Source organism: Haloferax sp. S2CR25 (assembly GCF_031624535.1).
Classification (GTDB): Archaea; Halobacteriota; Halobacteria; order Halobacteriales; family Haloferacaceae; genus Haloferax; species Haloferax massiliensis.
Genome location: NZ_JAMQOO010000005.1, coordinates 226,085 through 242,022 on the forward strand (window position 1 = coordinate 226,085; position 15,938 = coordinate 242,022).

Consider the following 15,938-nt stretch of genomic DNA (forward strand, 5'->3'; position numbering starts at 1 on the left):
TCACACCCCGAGGTACGCCTCGACGACGCCCTCGTCTTCGAGGAGGTCGTCGCCGTCGGCGGTCATGCTGATGCGGCCGTTCTCCATGACGTAGCCCCGGTCGGCCAGCTTGAGCGTCTGCTGGACGTTCTGTTCGACCATGAGCACCGTCATGCCCTGCGCGTGGATGTCCTCGATGACGTCGAACACCTCTTGGACGAGGTGCGGCGCGAGGCCGATGGAGGGCTCGTCGAGGATGAGCAGGTCGGGTTCGCCCATGAGCGCGCGGGCGAGGGTCAGCATCTGCTGTTCCCCGCCGGACATCGTGCCGGCGCGTTGGTTCTTGCGTTCCGCGAGTCGGGGGAACAGCCCCAGCATCTCGTCGAGGTTCTCCTCGCGGTTCGCCTTCGCCTCCTCGGTCTGCGCGCCGAGAAGCAGGTTGTCGATGACGGTCATGTTGGTGAACAGGTCGCGGTTCTCGGGGACCTGCACGATGCCGCGCTCGACGATTTCGTGGGACGCCTTCGAGTGAATCGCCTCGTCGCGGTAGGTTATCTCGCCGCGGCTCGGCGAGAGGATGCCGCAGATGGTTCGCATCGTCGTGGTCTTGCCCGCGCCGTTCGAGCCGATGAGTGCGACGATTTCGCCCTCGTCGACGCGCATGTCGACGCCGTGGAGCACCTCGATGTCGTCGTAGCCGGCGCGGACGCCGCGCAGTTCAAGCATCGACGTCGAACCCCCCGATGTAGGCCTCGATGACGCGGTCGTCTTCGACCACCGTCTCCGGCGCGCCGAAGGCGATGCCCTTCCCCTGGTCCAGCACTTTCACGTAGTCCGAGATGTTCATGATGGCTTTCATGTCGTGTTCGATGATGAGGAGGCTCGTCCCGCGCTCGCGCAGTTGGCGGAACAGGTCGAGCATCTGCTTCGACTCCGACGGGGTGAGCCCCGCCATAATCTCGTCGAGGAGCAGAATCTCCGGGCGCGTCGAGACGGCGCGGGCGAGTTCGAGGCGCTTCTGTGCGCCCACGGTGAGTTCGCCCGCCTCCTCGTCGGCCTTGTCCGCGAGCCCGACGAATTCGAGGTTCTCCATGGCGATTTCGCGCGCCTCGCTCCGGCGGCGCGTGTGTATGTGCGCGCCGACCATCGCGTTCTCGACGACGGTCAGCTCCTCCAGCGGGCGCGTGATTTGGAACGTCCGCGCCAGCCCCGCCCGCGCGACTTTGTGCGCCGGGAGGCCGGAGATGACCTCGCCGTCGAGTCTGACGGTCCCGCTCGTCGGCGGGAACGCCCCGCTGATGCAGTTGAACAGCGTGGTCTTGCCCGCGCCGTTCGGCCCGATGAGGCCGATAATCTCGCCGCGGTTGACGGTCATGTCCACGTCGTCGAGCGCCTGCAGGCCGGAGAAGCGCTTGCCGACGCCCTCGACCGACAGAATCCGCTCGCCCTCGCGCTCGATGTCTGCATCCGGGTCGTCGACGCTCTGCGCGGTCGTCTCGTCCGCCGACATCACTCGCTCACCTCCTCGTCGTCGCGGACGCGCTCCCAGAGGGCGCGCGCCTGACTCGGCCAACTCACGACGCCGCGCGGCGAGTAGATGACGATGGCCACGAGGAACGCGCCGTAGATGATGCGGTCGAGGCCGTTGATGTCGGAGAACGTCGTCCGCGCCACCTCGCTGACCGGCGTGACGATGAACGAGCCGACGATGGGGCCCAGAAGCGTCCCCGGGCCGCCGACGACCGCGGGGAGGAGCAGTTCGACGTTCTTGAACAGCGCGAACACGGTGTCGGGGCGGATGGTGTTGAAGTACATCGACCAGTAGGCACCGCCGAGGGCGGTGAAGAAGGCGCTGACGGCGACGCCGATGAGCTTGTACCGGAAGCTCGGCACGCCGACGCTGGCGGCGGCCCGCTCGTCCTCGCGGATGGCGAAGAAGTACAGCCCGACCCACGAGTTCTTGATGAGCCACGAGACGAGCGTCACGACCAGCAGGAAGCCGACGATGAGGTAGTAGTACGGCAGGTCGCTCTGGAACTGGAAGGCCGCGAGGCCGTACTCGGCGCCGTAGTCGCGCGGGAACGGCTTGAAGTAGCCGTTGGCCCCGTGGAGTTCGGACATGTTGGTGACGACGAAGCGGAGCAGCTCCGCGAACGCCAGCGTCGCCAGCGCGAAGTAGTGGCCCTGCAGGTTGAAGCGGAACGACAGCGCGCCGATGACGAGGCCGTACCCCGCCGCGAGCACGCCGCCGACGAGCATTCCGACCCACGGGTTCACCGCGAAGTCGACGACGAGCGCCTGCGTGGCGTACGCGCCGACGCCGAAGAACGCCGCGTGCCCGAACGAGAACTGCCCGGTGTAGCCGGACATGATGTTCCACGCCTGCGCCGTGTAGGCGTAGATGACCGTGAGGATGAGCATTCGGAGGCTCAGCGTCGCCGCGAGCTCCATCCCGGCGACGTCGATTTCGATGAGCGTCGGGAGCGCCGCGAGCAGGCCGAACAGCGCGACGCCCTTCACGAGCGGGGCGTACCGCCCGTCGTCGAACGTCCGGTAGCGGTCGCGGACCGTCTCGATTGCGCTCACGCCTCAGCACCTCCGAACAGGCCCTCGGGCTTGACGAGGAGCGTCCCGATGAAAAGCAGGAAGATGAGCACCTGCGCGGTGGTCCCGGGGAGGTAGTAGCCGCCGAACACCTGAATCAGCCCGACGATGAGGCCGCCGACGAACGCGCCGGGGAACGAGCCGAGGCCGCCGAGGATGACGATGACGAAGGCGTTGATGAGGTACGTCTCGCCGGTGAAGGGGTCGAACCGCTGGAACAGCGCGATGGAGCCGCCGGCCACGCCGGCCAGCGCCGCGCCGATGCCGAAGGTGAGGTAGTTGATGCGGCGGACGTTGATGCCGACGTAGCGCGCGCCGTCGCGGTTGTCGGCCGTGCCGCGAATCTTCCGGCCGAGGTCGGTCCGGTTCAGGAACGCCCGCACGGCGAGCATCGTCCCGAGCGCGATGACGAGCGCGTAGAACTGCCCGAGCGGGATGAACACGCCGCCGACCTGTATCGACCCGAGCGAGAGTTCGACCTGCTGGGGGTCGGGCGTGAACACGATTTCGATGGCCGACTGGACGATAAAGAGGACGCCCAGCGTGGCGATGAGCTGGTTCTGCTGCGGTGCCTCGATGATGGGTTCGACCGTGAGAATATGGACCACCACCCCGAGGACGAACAGCACGGCGGCGGCGATGGGGATACCGATGAACGGGCTGATACCCGCCGTCTCGGAGACTAACCACACCGAGTACATCCCGACGACGAGGAAGACGCCGTGGGCGAAGTTGATGACGTCCATCACGCCGAATATCATCGTCAGCCCGAGCGCCGTCAGCGCGTAGACGCCCCCGAGCAGGAGGCCGAACGCGAGCAGCTGCAGAAGGACGGGCTCCAGATTGGTGATGTCTGTCAGGAACTGTGCGAACGGGTCGATGAATCGGCCGAGGCCCCCGCCCTGCAGCGGCAGCGGCGCGACCGATGTGACTAGGTGTCCCATGCGGTTTCTACGCTCGGGAATTGTTGGCATCCCCCATAAAAGGTGCTATCGTTCGGGACGGTTCGTTGACGTGACGGCGCGCGCGGGTAGCGGTTAGACCTGCGGTTCGGCCTCCGCGTACTCCTCGGGGTAGACGACTCTGACCGAGAGGTCCTGGACCTGGTTCACCGGGCCGAGCGCGTTGACGTTCTCACCCTGGTCGTCGAACTCGATAGCGCCCATCGCCGAGATGTGGTCCTCGTAGCTGAGGCCCTTGAGCGCCTCGTTGATGTCGTCGGGGTCGACGCTGCCGGCCTCCTCGACCGCCTGGATGACGACCTCCGCCGCGGTGTAGGACATCCCGACCGACGCGGAGAACTCCTGGTCGTAGTTGTCGAGGAACTGCGAGCGCACCTCGGCGGTCTTGTCGACCGTCGGGTTCAGCGCGTAGTTGTTGTCCAGCACGCCGTTTGCGAACTCGCCGATGTCGCTGACGGCGTCGTCGTCGGTGAACGTCGCGGACGCGGACGCGGTCAGGTACGGCGGCCGGTAGTCCTGGTCCTGCAACGCCTGTGCGAGCAGGACGCCGCCGGCGACGTACGTCGTGGCGATGATGGTGTCGGGGTCGGCGCTCCGGAGCCGCGACACCTGCGTGTTGGCGTTCGACGCGCCGAACTCGATGGCCGTCTCCTCGACGATTTCGACGTTCTGCTCGGGGAGGAACTCCCGGAGGCTGTCGCGAATCGCCTGCCCGTAGCTGTTGTTGATGTAGAACAGCCCCGCCGTGTCGATGGTGCCGCCGCCGTCGCGGATGACCGATGGCACGAGGTCCGCGTAGTCGCTCGCCAGCCGGCGCGCCGGGGGCTGGGGCCGGTAGACGTAGTTGAAGTCGCGGCCCTGCAGGATGTTGTCCGCCGCCGCGATGGAGATGACGAAGGGGACGCCCTGTCGCTCCGCGACCTGCGTCGCCGCCGTCGTCACCGGCGAGGAGTAACAGCCGGTGAGCACGTGCGCGCCCTCGCTCAGCAGCTCCTCGCTGACCTGTCCGCCGAGCTCCTGTGCGCCCTGGTTGTCGCCCTCGATGACGGTCACTTCAGCGCCGCCGAGCGACTCGATGCCGCCCTCCTCGTTTTTCCGCATCGCGGCGAGTTTGATGGCGTTGCTCATCCCGACGCCCGTCGCGGCGAGACTGCCCGAAAGCGGGTGGTTCGAACCGATGATGACCTCGTCGACGGACTGCTCGGGCGTCCCCGTCGTGGTGCCCGTCTCGCCGCCGGACCCGCCCGAGTCACCGCCGGAGTCGCCCGACCCACCCGAGTCGCCGCCGTTTCCGGCGTCGTCGCTCGCACAGCCGGCCAGTGTCAGTGCCGCGACGCTCGCGCCCGTTGCTTTGAGGAAGCGCCGCCTGTTGCTCGTCGAAGACTTGAGAGTCTTACCCATGGCAATCGGTATCGAGGTTGGTGCCTACTGTAATAAATGCTATCGTACTCGTGTTGTCACGTTCTGTGGATGTTCCGGTGACGAATCAGTTCCGGACGGCAGTCCGACCCCGGAAACGTGAACTTCGGGCCGTCTCAGAACTCGGAACGCAAAACTCGGGTCGGTGCCCTCGACGCGGCGTCAGTCGAGCGATTCGCGGGCGTGGATACCGGCGAGGCGGCCGTAGCCGAGCGCGGTCGTCAGCCCGTTGCCGGAGAGGTAGCCGCCCGCGCCGTGGCCGCTGATGCCGCAGGCGGTGCCGCCGCCGGCGTAGAGGTTCTCGACGGTGCTTCCGTCGGTCCGGAGGACGCGCCCGTGTTCGTCGACGACGAGGCCGCCCTGCGTGTGGAAGAGCGCGCCGGTGACCTTGGTCCCGTAGAAGGGCGCTTCCAGCGGGGTCGCGCCGTCGACCCGACCGACTTCGTCCGGCTCGCCCGCCGCGGCCGCCTCGTTGTAGTCGGTGACCGTCTCCGCGGCGCGCTCGCCGTCTGCACCGAGTCGCTCCGCGAGGGCCGCGACCGAGTCGGCGGTGTGGTAGGTCCCCCGCTCGATGGCCTCGTCGAAGTCCTCGAACTGCCCGCGGAGCTTCTCGAAGATGCGCTCGTCGAACAGCTGAATCGCCTGTTCGCCGGGCTGTTTCAGCACCGAGATGGCGAACTCGCTGTAGCCGGCGGACTCGTCGCCGAACCGCTCGCCGTCCCGATTCACGAGGATGCCCCCGTTCATCGTGACCGCGTAGGTCGAGAGTACGCCCGTCTGACTCGCCACCGTCGCGTGGCCCTGATAGGCGTCCATGCAGGCGAGTTCGCCGCCGAGTTCCGCGCCGAAGCGGACGCCGTCGCCGGTGTTGCCGTCAGCGCCGAAGTACAGCGCCCGCTCGACGTCTTCCTCGCAGTAGTCGGTGACCATCCCGCGGTTGCCGGCGAAGCCGTCGGTGGCGAGGATGACCCGCTCGGCCTCGATGGCCTCGTCGTGGCCGAGGCCGGCGACGACGCCCCGGACCGCGCCGTCGTCGGCGACGAGCCTCTTCACGGGCGCGTTCGTCAGGAGTTCGATGTTCGGCGTCGACTCGACGCGCTCGACCAGTTCGGCGACGAGGTTCTCGCCGTTTCGACCCTCCGGCGCGTGCATCCGGTACTCGGAGTGTTTGGGGTACTTGAAGTCGTCCACGATGTGGAGCGTGACGTCCCAGTCGTCGACGAGCCAGTGGATGAGGTTCGCGCTCTCCTCGCAGAGGTACCGGACGCGCTCCTCGTCGGCCTCGTAGTCGTTTTTCTCCAGGATGTCGCGCGCCATGTCCGCGGGCGTCTCCTCGATGCCGGCCTCGCGCTGGAGGCGCGTCCCCGCCGCGGGGACCATCCCGGTCGAAAGCGACGTGTTGCCGCCGCACTCGGGCGCTTTCTCCAGCACCGTCACGCGAACGTCGGGGTTCTCGCTGGCCGCGAGCGCGGCGACGAGGCCGGTGCCGCCGCCGCCCGCGACGAGCACGTCCGTGTCGATGTCCCACTCGATGTCGTCGACCGAGACGACTTCGGCGACGCCGTCGCTCGGCGTCCGCCGGGCTAGTTCGTCCATGCACTCTGCTAGGTAGACTCTATCGTAAAACTACCGCCTCCGGCGGCGTCGGCGTCGCCGCGGCCCTCTCGCGTCGTCGCCGTGTCCGTCGGTTTCGTGGGCGCACGTGAGAACAATCCCCCCGTCGCTCCTGCGGCCGCGTCCGCCGTCGCGCCGACTCGAACGTTCAGGAACGACAGATTGTCGGGAACGACGGAGTGAAAAACTATGTGTGTCGAGAACACCCATACCGCATGGACTCGCCACGAGATATCGTCGAGGAGTTCTTCGACCGCATGGAAGACGACCGCAGGAACACCGTCGGCGACCTGTTCGCCGAGGACGCCGTCATCTCCCTGCCGGGGGCGACCTTCGAGGGACCGACCGCGGCCTACGACTTCCTCGCGCACCTCGAACCGCGGTACGAGTGGGCGGCAAAGGAGTTCGACCGCTGGATGGAGGCGGGCGACACCGTCGTGAGCGTCGGGTCGCTCTACGGCGTCGACAACGACGGCGCGGAGTTCTCGGACGTTCGCTACGTCGATATCTACGTCGTCCGCCGGGGGCTCATCGAGCGCCTCGACATCTGGAACGACCTCGCCGTCGACGGCGTCGTCCCGGTCCCGGCCGACGATGCGCCCGCGGTTCCGGCGGAGGAATGAGCGAGCGAACCGGTGTCCTGTTCGCGCTCCGCGACGACCCCTCGCTCGTCGTCCGCGCCGAGGAACTCGGCTACGAGTCGGCGTGGGCCGCCGAGGGACAGGGCAAGACCGCCTTCGGAAAGCTCGAACGCTGGGCCGTCCACACCGACGAAATCGGCCTCGCGACCGGTATCGTCAACGTGTTCTCGCGGACGCCGGCGGCGCTCGCGGCGGCCGCGGCGACCCTCGACGACCACTCCGACGGGCGCGCGATTCTCGGCCTCGGCGTCGCCCACCCCGGCGTCGTCGAGGCGTTCCACGGCGTCCCCTTCGACCGCCCGCTGTCGCGGCTCCACGAGTACGTCGACCTCGTGCGGCGCTACCTCCGGGGCGACGCCGACTCGTTCGACGGGGAGTTCTTCTCGCCCGAGCGCACGAGCTTCTGGGACGCCTTCGAACCCGTCCGCGAGGAGATACCAATCTACAACGGCGCGCTCGGCCCCGCGAACGTCCGGCTGACCGGGCAGGTCGCCGACGGCTGGCTTCCGAACCTGTATCCGCGCCCGCAGTTCGAGGAGGCGCTGGGGTGGCTCGACACCGGCACCGCCCGAAGCGGGCGCGACCGAAGCGACGTGGACGTGGCGATGTACGTCCTCACGGCCGTCCACGACGACCCCGACGAGGCGCGGCGGGCGGCGGCCGAACACGTCGCCTACTACCTGCGGGACGTGCCGGGCTACTACGACCGCGCGGCCGAGCAGGCCGGCTTCGCCGGCGAGGTCGAGGCGGTCCGGGCCGCGCCGACGACCGAGGCCGGAGCGCGCGAACTCTCGGCCGACTTCCTCGACCTCGTGGCCCTGGTCGGCGCGCCCGACGACGTGCGGGGACGGCTCGGCGAACTCCGGGAGATGGGCGTCGACCTCCCGGTCGTCCGCGCGCCCGCCGGCGTCGACCGCGAGTGGGTCGCCCGAACGCTGGAGGTGTTCGCCCCGTAACATGACGCCGGCGGACCGTGCCGTACTTTTATGCTGGATGCCACCGCATCTCAGGCGAAGCGAGTCATGACAGACCGTATCTGGGAGGACCTGCTATCCGAACAGGATAAACAGGTCATCACGAAGGCTGGTTACGACAGGGAGGGCGCCTCGTCGTGGGAGTCCCGCGGCATGGGCGAGAACCCGATGGTTCTCGTCATCGACATGCAGCGGCTCATCGTCGGCGAGAACGTTCCCATCCTCGACGCCATCGAGGAGTACCGCACCGCGATGGGCGACGTCGCGTGGGACGCCATCGAACACATCGACCCGTTCCTCGACTTCGCGCGAGAACAGGGGCTTCCGGTGACGTACACGCGGGTCGTCCCGTCGAGCTACGACGACCCCGACCACCCCGACCTCGACATCGTCGACCCGGTCGCGCCCGAGGCGGGCGACACCGTCGTCGACAAGTCCTACGCGTCGGCGTTCTACGGGACCGACCTGCTCTCGCGGCTCGTCCGCGGGGGCCACGACTCGGTCGTCATCGTCGGCAACTCCACGAGCGGGTGCGTCCGAGCCACCGCGGTCGACGCCAAGCAGAACGGCTTCAGCGTCGTCCTGCCGCAGGAGTGCATCTTCGACCGCATCGAGGCGTCCCACAAAATCGGCCTCCTCGACCTGTGGATGAAGTACGCCGAGGTGCTGGAGACCGAGGCGGTCAAGGAGTGGGTCGAGACGCTATGACTCACGACCTCGTCATCTCGAACGGCACCGTCGTCACGCCCGAACACGGCACCTTCGAAGCCGACGTCGCGGCCGACGGCGAGACCATCTCCGCCGTCGCCGCCCCCGGCACGCTCTCCGGCGAGACGGAAATCGACGCGACGGGCAAGCACGTGCTCCCGGGCGCAATCGACCCGCACACCCACCACGGCATCTACCGCGGGCTGGAGGCGGACGCCGAGTCCGAGTCCAAGTCCGACCTCGTCGGCGGCGTGACCACCATCGGGAACTACTTCCGCCGGGCCGGGGCCTACGAGGACATCATGCCGGGCTACTTCGACGAGGCGGAGCCGAACTACTACCACGATTACTTCTTCTCGCTGGGCCTGCTCTCGATGGAGCACATAGAGGAGATTCCGACTATCATCGACGAGTTCGGCATCACGACGTTCAAGTGGTACATGAACTACAAGGACGCCGCCCGCGAGAAGTTCGGCGTCGACTGCGATATGCACGACGACTTCGGCGATGCGTTCGTCCGGAAACTCGCCGAACAGGACGTGCCGACGACGCTCGGCTACCACTCCGAGAACGTCGAAATCACGAACGCGCTCGCCGGCGGCAACGTCTACGTCACCTCGGAGTCCGACGACACCGACGCCGACGCCGACGAGGGCTACGAGGTGATGGTCGAGGAGTTCCCCGGCTACGCCGAGACCCAGAGCATGGTCGCCGGGGCCGCGCTCGCCAAGGTCCACGGCTACGACGACCGCTTCTACGCGGTCCACATCTCCGCCGGGGGGACCGCAGACGAACTCGCCGCGCTCCACGACGCGGGCTACCGGGCGTGGGGCGAGACGTGTATCCACTACCTCGCGCTCACAACCGAGGAGTGCGACGAGCGCATGAAAGTCAACCCCCCAGTTCGGTCGAAAGCCGACCAAGAGACGCTCTGGGAGCGCCTCGCCGACGGCACCATCTCGACTATCGGGACCGACCACTGCGCCAACCTCGCGGAGAACAAGTTCGGCGAGGGCATCCGCGACAGCCTGCTCGGCTTCCCCTCGACGCCCGTGATGCTCCCGCTCATCCTCTCGGAGGGCGTCAACGAGGGCCGCATCTCGCTGGAGCGCGCCGTCGAGGTGACGAGCACCAACGCGGCGAAGGCGTTCAATCTCTACCCCAAGAAGGGGACAGTCCGGGTCGGAAGCGACGCCGACCTCGCCGTCGTCGACCTCGACGAGACGAAGACGGTCACGCCGGAACTGTTACACAGCGTCAGCGGCTACTCCCCCTACGAGGGCCGAGAGGTCACCGGCTGGCCGACTCAGACCGTCGTGAAGGGCGAACTCGCCTACGACGACGGCGAAATCGTCGGCACGAAAGGGCACGGAACCCACATCGACCGCCCGGTGTGAGCCGGCGGCGACCGACCCGAGCCACGAACGCGGACTGACCGGCCACGCGGAACCGGGCACACGTCCCGACGGGCACGCGGACGCGCACACGCACCACCACACGACCACCACACGCGACACAGAACGAGAAGACACACACGACATGACGAACGACACGAACGGACCACTCGACGGCCTCGTCGTCCTCGAAGCCGGGTCGATGATATCCGGCCCGACCGTCGGCCGCTTCCTGGCCGACTTCGGGGCGACGGTCATCAAAATCGAACACCCGGCGTTCGGCGACCACATCCGCCGCTTCGGTCCACAGAAAGACGGCGTCGGCCTCTGGCACAAGTACCTCTCGCGGAACAAGCAGTCTATCACCCTGAACATCTCCACCGACGAGGGCGCGGCGGTGTTCGAGGACCTCGTGGGCGAGGCCGACCTCCTCATCGAGAACTTCCGGCCCGGCACGCTCGAACGCTGGAATGTCGGCTGGGAGCGCCTCTCCGAGGTCAACGACGACCTCGTGATGCTTCGGATGTCCGGCTTCGGTCAGACCGGCCCGTACGCCGAGCGCCCCGGCTTCGGGACGCTCGCGGAGGCGATGTCCGGCTTCGCCTACCTCAACGGCTTCCCCGACTCGCCTCCGTTGCTCCCGCCGACCGGCCTCGCCGACAACATCGCGGCGCTGTTTTCGACGTTCGCGGTGATGTTCGCGCTCTACCACCGCGACGTCCACGGCGGCGGCGGCCAGTACATCGACACGAGCCTCATCGAACCCATCTTCGGCCTGCTCGGCCCGCAACCGCTCCGCTACGACCAACTCGGCGAAATCGAGTCGCGGTCGGGCAACCGCTCGACCTCGTCGGCCCCGCGGAACGTCTACCGGACGGGCGACGACCGCTGGGTCGCCATCTCCGCGAGCGCCCAACCGCTCGCCGAGCGCACGTTCGACGCCATCGACCGCCCCGACCTGAAAGACGACCCGCGGTTCGAGACCAACGAGGACCGACTGGAACACGTCGACGAACTCGACGCCATCATCCAAGACTGGATGGACGACCACAGCCGCGAGGAGGTTCTCGACGCGTTCGAGGCGGCCGACGCGACGCTCGCGCCCGTCTACAACGTCGAGGACATCCTCAACGACGAGCACTACGCGGCGCGCGAGGCGTTCCTGACGGTCGACGACCCCGACCTCGGCGAGGCGGTCGTCCAGAACGCCTTCCCGAAGTTCTCGGAGACGCCGGGGCGGGTCGACCACCTCGGTCCGTCGCTCGGTGAACACAACGACGCGGTCTACCGCGACCGACTCGGCTACGACGAGTCGGTGCTTTCGGACCTCGAAGCGGAGGACGTGATATGAGCCTCCTCGACTCGCTTCCCGAGCGCGTCCACGTCGTCGAGATGCTCCCCCGCGACGGGTTCCAGCGCCTCGACGAGTTCGTCCCGACCGACGAGAAAGTCGAGATAATCGACGCCCTCTCGGACACCGGCGTCGACGAAATCGAACTCTCCTCTTTCACCCACCCGAAGGCCGTCCCGACCCTGCGGGACGCCGACGAGGTGGCGACGCGAATCACCCGCCGCGACGGCGTGACCTACCGGGCGCTCGTCCCCAACCTCCGGGGCATGGAGCGCGCCGTCGAGGCCGAGGTTGACAAGGTGAACGCGCTCGTCACGGTGAGCGAGACGTACACCGCGAAAAACCAGAACCGCACCCGCGAGGAGGTGCTCGCGGAGATGGACGACATCGTCGACCTCGCCCACGACCACGGCATCGAGGTCGAAGCCGGGATGGGCACGAGCTTCTACTGCCCCTACGAGGGCGCAATCGACCCGGCGGAGACGCTCGCGGTCGTCGACAGCGTCGTCGACTCCGGCGTCGACGAGGTGACGCTGGCGACGACGATGGGCCTCGCGAACCCGGTCGAAATCACGGAGCGCTTCACCGCCGCGTTCGAGGCGCACCCCGGCCTCGACATGGGCCTGCACCTCCACGACACGAACGGGATGAGCCTCGCCAACACGCTGGCCGCGATGGCGGTCGGCGTCGACCGCTTCGACGCCTCGGTCTGCGGCCTCGGCGGCGGCGTCGTCCTCCCGGGCGACATGTCCGGCGTCGGCAACACGCCGACCGAGGACCTCGTCCAGATGCTCGAACGCATGGGCGTCGGCCACGGCGTCGACTTCGGCCGCATCGAGGCGGCCGCTCACGACGTGTCCGACCGACTGGGCCTCGGCCTGACGAGCCACGTCCTCGCGGGCGGCACCGTCGAGGGCGTCCTCGACACCGTCGCCGCCGACGGGGAGGAGAACTGACATGTCCGGCAAGACCCTCGCGGAGAAGTTGCTCTCGGAGAAATCGGGAACCGACGCCCGCGCCGGCGACTACGTCGAAGCCGACGTGGACGTGGCGATGGCCCACGACATCACCGGCCCGCTCGCGTTCCAGACGTTCGACGAGGTGACGGGCGACGACGGCGAGCTGTTCGCGCCCGACCGGACCGTCTTCACCATCGACCACCACGCCCCCGCCGACGGGGTGCAGGCCGCGAACAACCACAACGCGGTCCGCGAGTTCGCGGCGAAACACGGCGCGCACCAGTTCGACGTGGGCGACGGCATCTGCCACGCCGTCCTCGTCGAGGAGGGCTTCGTCGGCCCCGGCGACCTCGTCATCGGCGCGGACTCCCACTCGACGACCTACGGCGGCATCGGCGCGTTCGGGACCGGCGTCGGCTCGACCGACCTCGGAACCGCGCTCGCGACGGGCGAACTCTGGTTCCGCGTCCCGAAGACGCTCCGCTTCGAGGTCGACGGCGAGCTTCAAGACGGCGTCTACGCGAAGGACCTCATCCTCCGCTTTATCGGCGACGTGGGCTTCGACGGCTGTACCTACATGGCAGCCGAGTACGCCGGGAGCGCCGTCGAGTCGCTCCCGATTCACGAGCGCCTCGTCCTCTCGAACATGGCCATCGAGATGGGCGGCAAGGCCGGCCTCGTCGCGCCCGACGAGCGGACCGAGTCGTACCTCGAACGCCAGACCGGGAACGAAATCGACCTCGGCGACGCGTTCGTCTCCGACGACGACGCCGACTACGAGGCGGTCCACACCTACGACGCGGCCGCCCTCGCCCCGCAGGTTTCGAAGCCGTCGAACCCCGAGAACGCGGTGGACGTGACCGAGGTCGCGGGCACCGAGGTCGACCAGCTGTTCGTCGGCACCTGCACGAACGGCCGGTACGAGGACATCAAAATCGTCGCGGACATCCTCGCGGGCGAGACCATCGCCCCGAACGTCCGGATGGTCGTCGTCCCCGCCTCGAAGTCCGTCTACCAGCACATGCTCGGGACGGGCGTCTTCCAGACGCTCACCGACGCCGGCGCGGTCATCCAGAGCGCCGGCTGCGGCCCCTGCGCGGGCTACCATCAGGGCGTCCTCGGCGACGGCGACGTCTGTCTCGCCACGGCGAACCGGAACTTCCCCGGCCGCGAGGGGTCGATGGAGTCGTCGGTCTACCTGTCGAGTCCGGCGACCGTCGGCGCGAGCGCGCTGTACGGCGAAATCACCGACCCCCGCGAGGTCGAGACGAACCGCTACGACGACACGGTGTTCGCGGAGGTGCTGCCATGACGGGAGCCGCCGGCGGTTCCGGCGACGGCCGCCCCGACCCCGCCGAACCCGGTCGCGCGTGGGTCTTCGGCGACAACATCGACACCGACCAGATAACGCCGTCGCGCTTTATCGTCTCGTCGGACCCCGACGAACTCGCCAGCCACGCCTTCGAGGACCTCAGACCCGAGTTCTCGGCGTCGGTCGAGACCGGCGACTTCGTCGTCGCCGGCGAGAACTTCGGGAGCGGGTCGTCGCGGGAGCACTCGCCGCTGTCGCTCGTCGGCGCGGGCGTCTCGGCGGTCGTCGCGCAGTCGTTCGCGCGCATCTTCTTCCGCAACGCCATCAACCTCGGCCTGCCGGTGCTCATCTGCTCCGGCGCGGACGCCATCGAGGACGGCGACGAGATTCACGTCGACCTCGACGCGGGCGTCGTGACGAACCACACGCGAGACGAGACGTACGAGGCGGAGGCGCTCCCCGAGTTCCTCCAGTCGCTCGTCGAACAGGGAGGACTGAAAGCCTACACGAAGGCGAAACTCGACGGCTGAGCGGGCACTCGACTCACGTCATCCGTTCCGCCGCACCGACCGCCGACCGCCGACGCCGACCGAACAGAGGCACCCCCGAACGCCATTCCCAGACGGCTGTTTTCCACGATTTTACGCTCCGAACGACCAGTTACCGCTTCCGCGCGTCCCAGTAGAGGAGTCCGGCGGCGACGACGAGACAGACCGCGAGCCCCGCGAACGCGGCGACGTAGCTCGCGTAGGTGGCGACGATGCCGACGTACGCCGGGCCGACCGCGTTCGCGCCGAGGAACAGCGCCCGCGCGGCCCCGAGGTCGGCCCCGCGGTCGGCGTCGGGCGCGTTGTCCATGATGATGGCGTCCGCGAGGGGGAACTCCGTCTTGTAGCCGGCCGCGAGCGCGACGACGGAGACGTAGATGAGCGGGCGCGCCGCCACGGCCGAGAGGACGGCGAGCGCGCCGGCGGCCACGAGCATCCCGACGACGGCGATTGACTCGCGGCGGAACCGGTCGCTCAGGCCGCCGGCGACGGGTTTGATGGTGATGCCGACGGCGAAGACGATGGCGAACGTCGCGCTCGCCAACTGCTGGTCGAAGCCCTTCGCCTCGATGAGGTAGGTCGGAAAGAAGTTGATGAAGCCGCCGACCATGAAGTAAAACAGCCCGAACGCGAGGAGCGTCCGGCGCTGTTCCGCGCTGGCGAAGAGGCGTCTGAGCGTCCCCGAGACGTGGAGTTCGGGCGACCCCACGGCGTAGCCGTCTCGCGACCAGAGCGCGTAGAGCACCGTGAGTCCCGCGAGGACGACGGCCACCGGGAGGAACGGCGTCCGCCACGTCGCGTAGGTCAGCGCGAGGATGGCGAGCCCCGAGGAGACGAGGCCGCCGAGGTCGGTGCCGGCGGCGTAGACTCCGAGCGCTCGGCCGCGGCGTTCGACGAACAGGTCCGACAGGAGCGCCCGCGAGGGGATGGCGAAAAGCCCCTTCCCGAGTCCCGTGACGACCGCGGCGGCGACGAAGCCCGCGAGACCGCCCGCGAGGCCGAACGTGGCAAAACCGAGGACGAGGATGCCCAGTCCGGGGACGATGAGCGTCGTCCGCGTCCAGCGGTCGGAGTACTCGCCGCCGGGGTACTGGGTGACGGCGTAGACGCCCTGAAACAGCGCCAGCGCGATGCCGGCGGTCGCCTCCGTTATCTGTAACTCCTCGATGATGGTCGGCAACAGCGGCGACAGGAGGAACCGCCCCGTCTGAAGGACCGCCCACGCCAGCGACACGGTGACTAACATCCGACCCGGGTAGCCCGCAAGCAAGCGCTCGTCGGATGTCGGCTGTTGGTTCACACCCTCCGTTCACCCACCTGCTACCAATGGGTTACGATTGCGGAACGTCGGTTCCGGTTGTCGGCGTCGCGGTCTCCCGAGGCGATGAAGTATTAGTAAATAATTAGAAGTTTATATTAGACAAACTCAGAAAAGCCATCGAGAGAATAACTCGTTGAAACGTCTCTATTACT

Annotated in this window: 15 protein-coding genes; 8 read left to right on the top strand and 7 right to left on the bottom strand. The window is 67.9% G+C overall.

Annotated features, from left to right (window positions below; genetic code table 11):
• From NDI65_RS13890 to NDI65_RS13915, 6 genes are all read right to left on the bottom strand, one after another.
• Positions 1–705 carry an ABC transporter ATP-binding protein gene (locus NDI65_RS13890; protein WP_089781811.1) on the bottom strand — a complete coding sequence of 235 codons (705 nt, stop codon included), beginning with the start codon at positions 703–705 and terminating at the stop codon, positions 1–3.
• Entirely contained in the window at positions 698–1,489 is a 792-nt protein-coding gene (locus NDI65_RS13895; RefSeq protein ID WP_089781809.1) for an ABC transporter ATP-binding protein, read from the bottom strand. Before NDI65_RS13895 ends, NDI65_RS13890 begins: the two co-directional genes overlap by 8 nt.
• Complete coding sequence (locus tag NDI65_RS13900) at positions 1,489–2,565, bottom strand: branched-chain amino acid ABC transporter permease (RefSeq protein WP_089781806.1); 1,077 nt, start codon at positions 2,563–2,565, stop codon at positions 1,489–1,491. Before NDI65_RS13900 ends, NDI65_RS13895 begins: the two co-directional genes overlap by 1 nt.
• On the bottom strand, positions 2,562–3,527 hold the full coding sequence (locus tag NDI65_RS13905; protein WP_089781804.1) for a branched-chain amino acid ABC transporter permease: 966 nt from the start codon (positions 3,525–3,527) through the stop codon (positions 2,562–2,564). Before NDI65_RS13905 ends, NDI65_RS13900 begins: the two co-directional genes overlap by 4 nt.
• 93 nt (positions 3,528–3,620) lie before the next feature.
• Positions 3,621–4,946 (bottom strand): ABC transporter substrate-binding protein, encoded by a 1,326-nt coding sequence (locus tag NDI65_RS13910; RefSeq protein WP_310893757.1) that lies wholly within the window; start codon positions 4,944–4,946, stop codon positions 3,621–3,623.
• A gap of 180 nt (positions 4,947–5,126) precedes the next feature.
• Positions 5,127–6,560 (bottom strand): FAD-dependent oxidoreductase, encoded by a 1,434-nt coding sequence (locus NDI65_RS13915; RefSeq protein ID WP_310893758.1) that lies wholly within the window; start codon positions 6,558–6,560, stop codon positions 5,127–5,129.
• A 233-nt stretch (positions 6,561–6,793) separates the two neighbouring features.
• Between NDI65_RS13915 and NDI65_RS13920 the strand changes: the two genes are divergently transcribed.
• From NDI65_RS13920 to NDI65_RS13955, 8 genes are all read left to right on the top strand, one after another.
• Entirely contained in the window at positions 6,794–7,201 is a 408-nt protein-coding gene (locus NDI65_RS13920) for a nuclear transport factor 2 family protein (protein WP_089781798.1), read from the top strand.
• Positions 7,198–8,175: an LLM class flavin-dependent oxidoreductase gene (locus tag NDI65_RS13925; RefSeq protein WP_089781796.1), complete on the top strand. Its 978-nt coding sequence runs from the start codon at positions 7,198–7,200 to the stop codon at positions 8,173–8,175. Before NDI65_RS13920 ends, NDI65_RS13925 begins: the two co-directional genes overlap by 4 nt.
• 66 nt (positions 8,176–8,241) lie before the next feature.
• A complete protein-coding gene (locus NDI65_RS13930; RefSeq protein WP_089781794.1) occupies positions 8,242–8,901 on the top strand; it encodes an isochorismatase family protein in 660 nt (219 codons plus the stop codon).
• On the top strand, positions 8,898–10,298 hold the full coding sequence (locus NDI65_RS13935) for an amidohydrolase family protein (RefSeq protein WP_089781792.1): 1,401 nt from the start codon (positions 8,898–8,900) through the stop codon (positions 10,296–10,298). Before NDI65_RS13930 ends, NDI65_RS13935 begins: the two co-directional genes overlap by 4 nt.
• A gap of 142 nt (positions 10,299–10,440) precedes the next feature.
• A complete protein-coding gene (locus NDI65_RS13940; protein ID WP_004967838.1) occupies positions 10,441–11,646 on the top strand; it encodes a CoA transferase in 1,206 nt (401 codons plus the stop codon).
• A complete protein-coding gene (locus NDI65_RS13945) occupies positions 11,643–12,602 on the top strand; it encodes a hydroxymethylglutaryl-CoA lyase (RefSeq protein ID WP_089781790.1) in 960 nt (319 codons plus the stop codon). The genes NDI65_RS13940 and NDI65_RS13945 overlap by 4 nt, the downstream gene beginning before the upstream one ends.
• A 1-nt stretch (position 12,603) precedes the next feature.
• Positions 12,604–13,917 (top strand): 3-isopropylmalate dehydratase large subunit, encoded by a 1,314-nt coding sequence (locus tag NDI65_RS13950; RefSeq protein ID WP_089781788.1) that lies wholly within the window; start codon positions 12,604–12,606, stop codon positions 13,915–13,917.
• On the top strand, positions 13,914–14,447 hold the full coding sequence (locus NDI65_RS13955; protein ID WP_089781786.1) for a 3-isopropylmalate dehydratase small subunit: 534 nt from the start codon (positions 13,914–13,916) through the stop codon (positions 14,445–14,447). The genes NDI65_RS13950 and NDI65_RS13955 overlap by 4 nt, the downstream gene beginning before the upstream one ends.
• 130 nt (positions 14,448–14,577) lie before the next feature.
• On the opposite strand, the gene NDI65_RS13960 is transcribed toward NDI65_RS13955, so the two are convergent.
• Positions 14,578–15,711, bottom strand: a complete 1,134-nt coding sequence (locus NDI65_RS13960) for an MFS transporter (protein WP_089781784.1) — start codon at positions 15,709–15,711, stop codon at positions 14,578–14,580.
• Between the last annotated feature and the right edge of the window lie 227 nt (positions 15,712–15,938).

Bases quoted from the DNA above. Each gene is read 5' to 3' on its own strand.
- NDI65_RS13925 (WP_089781796.1), top strand. From the start codon at position 7,198: ATGAGCGAGCGAACCGGTGTCCTGTTCGCGCTCCGCGACGACCCCTCG.
- NDI65_RS13910 (WP_310893757.1), bottom strand. From the start codon at position 4,946: ATGGGTAAGACTCTCAAGTCTTCGACGAGCAACAGGCGGCGCTTCCTC.
- NDI65_RS13935 (WP_089781792.1), top strand. From the start codon at position 8,898: ATGACTCACGACCTCGTCATCTCGAACGGCACCGTCGTCACGCCCGAA.
- NDI65_RS13890 (WP_089781811.1), bottom strand. From the start codon at position 705: ATGCTTGAACTGCGCGGCGTCCGCGCCGGCTACGACGACATCGAGGTG.
- NDI65_RS13905 (WP_089781804.1), bottom strand. From the start codon at position 3,527: ATGGGACACCTAGTCACATCGGTCGCGCCGCTGCCGCTGCAGGGCGGG.
- NDI65_RS13945 (WP_089781790.1), top strand. From the start codon at position 11,643: ATGAGCCTCCTCGACTCGCTTCCCGAGCGCGTCCACGTCGTCGAGATG.
- NDI65_RS13955 (WP_089781786.1), top strand. From the start codon at position 13,914: ATGACGGGAGCCGCCGGCGGTTCCGGCGACGGCCGCCCCGACCCCGCC.
- NDI65_RS13950 (WP_089781788.1), top strand. From the start codon at position 12,604: ATGTCCGGCAAGACCCTCGCGGAGAAGTTGCTCTCGGAGAAATCGGGA.
- NDI65_RS13960 (WP_089781784.1), bottom strand. From the start codon at position 15,711: ATGTTAGTCACCGTGTCGCTGGCGTGGGCGGTCCTTCAGACGGGGCGG.
- NDI65_RS13930 (WP_089781794.1), top strand. From the start codon at position 8,242: ATGACAGACCGTATCTGGGAGGACCTGCTATCCGAACAGGATAAACAG.
- NDI65_RS13940 (WP_004967838.1), top strand. From the start codon at position 10,441: ATGACGAACGACACGAACGGACCACTCGACGGCCTCGTCGTCCTCGAA.
- NDI65_RS13895 (WP_089781809.1), bottom strand. From the start codon at position 1,489: ATGTCGGCGGACGAGACGACCGCGCAGAGCGTCGACGACCCGGATGCA.
- NDI65_RS13920 (WP_089781798.1), top strand. From the start codon at position 6,794: ATGGACTCGCCACGAGATATCGTCGAGGAGTTCTTCGACCGCATGGAA.
- NDI65_RS13915 (WP_310893758.1), bottom strand. From the start codon at position 6,560: ATGGACGAACTAGCCCGGCGGACGCCGAGCGACGGCGTCGCCGAAGTC.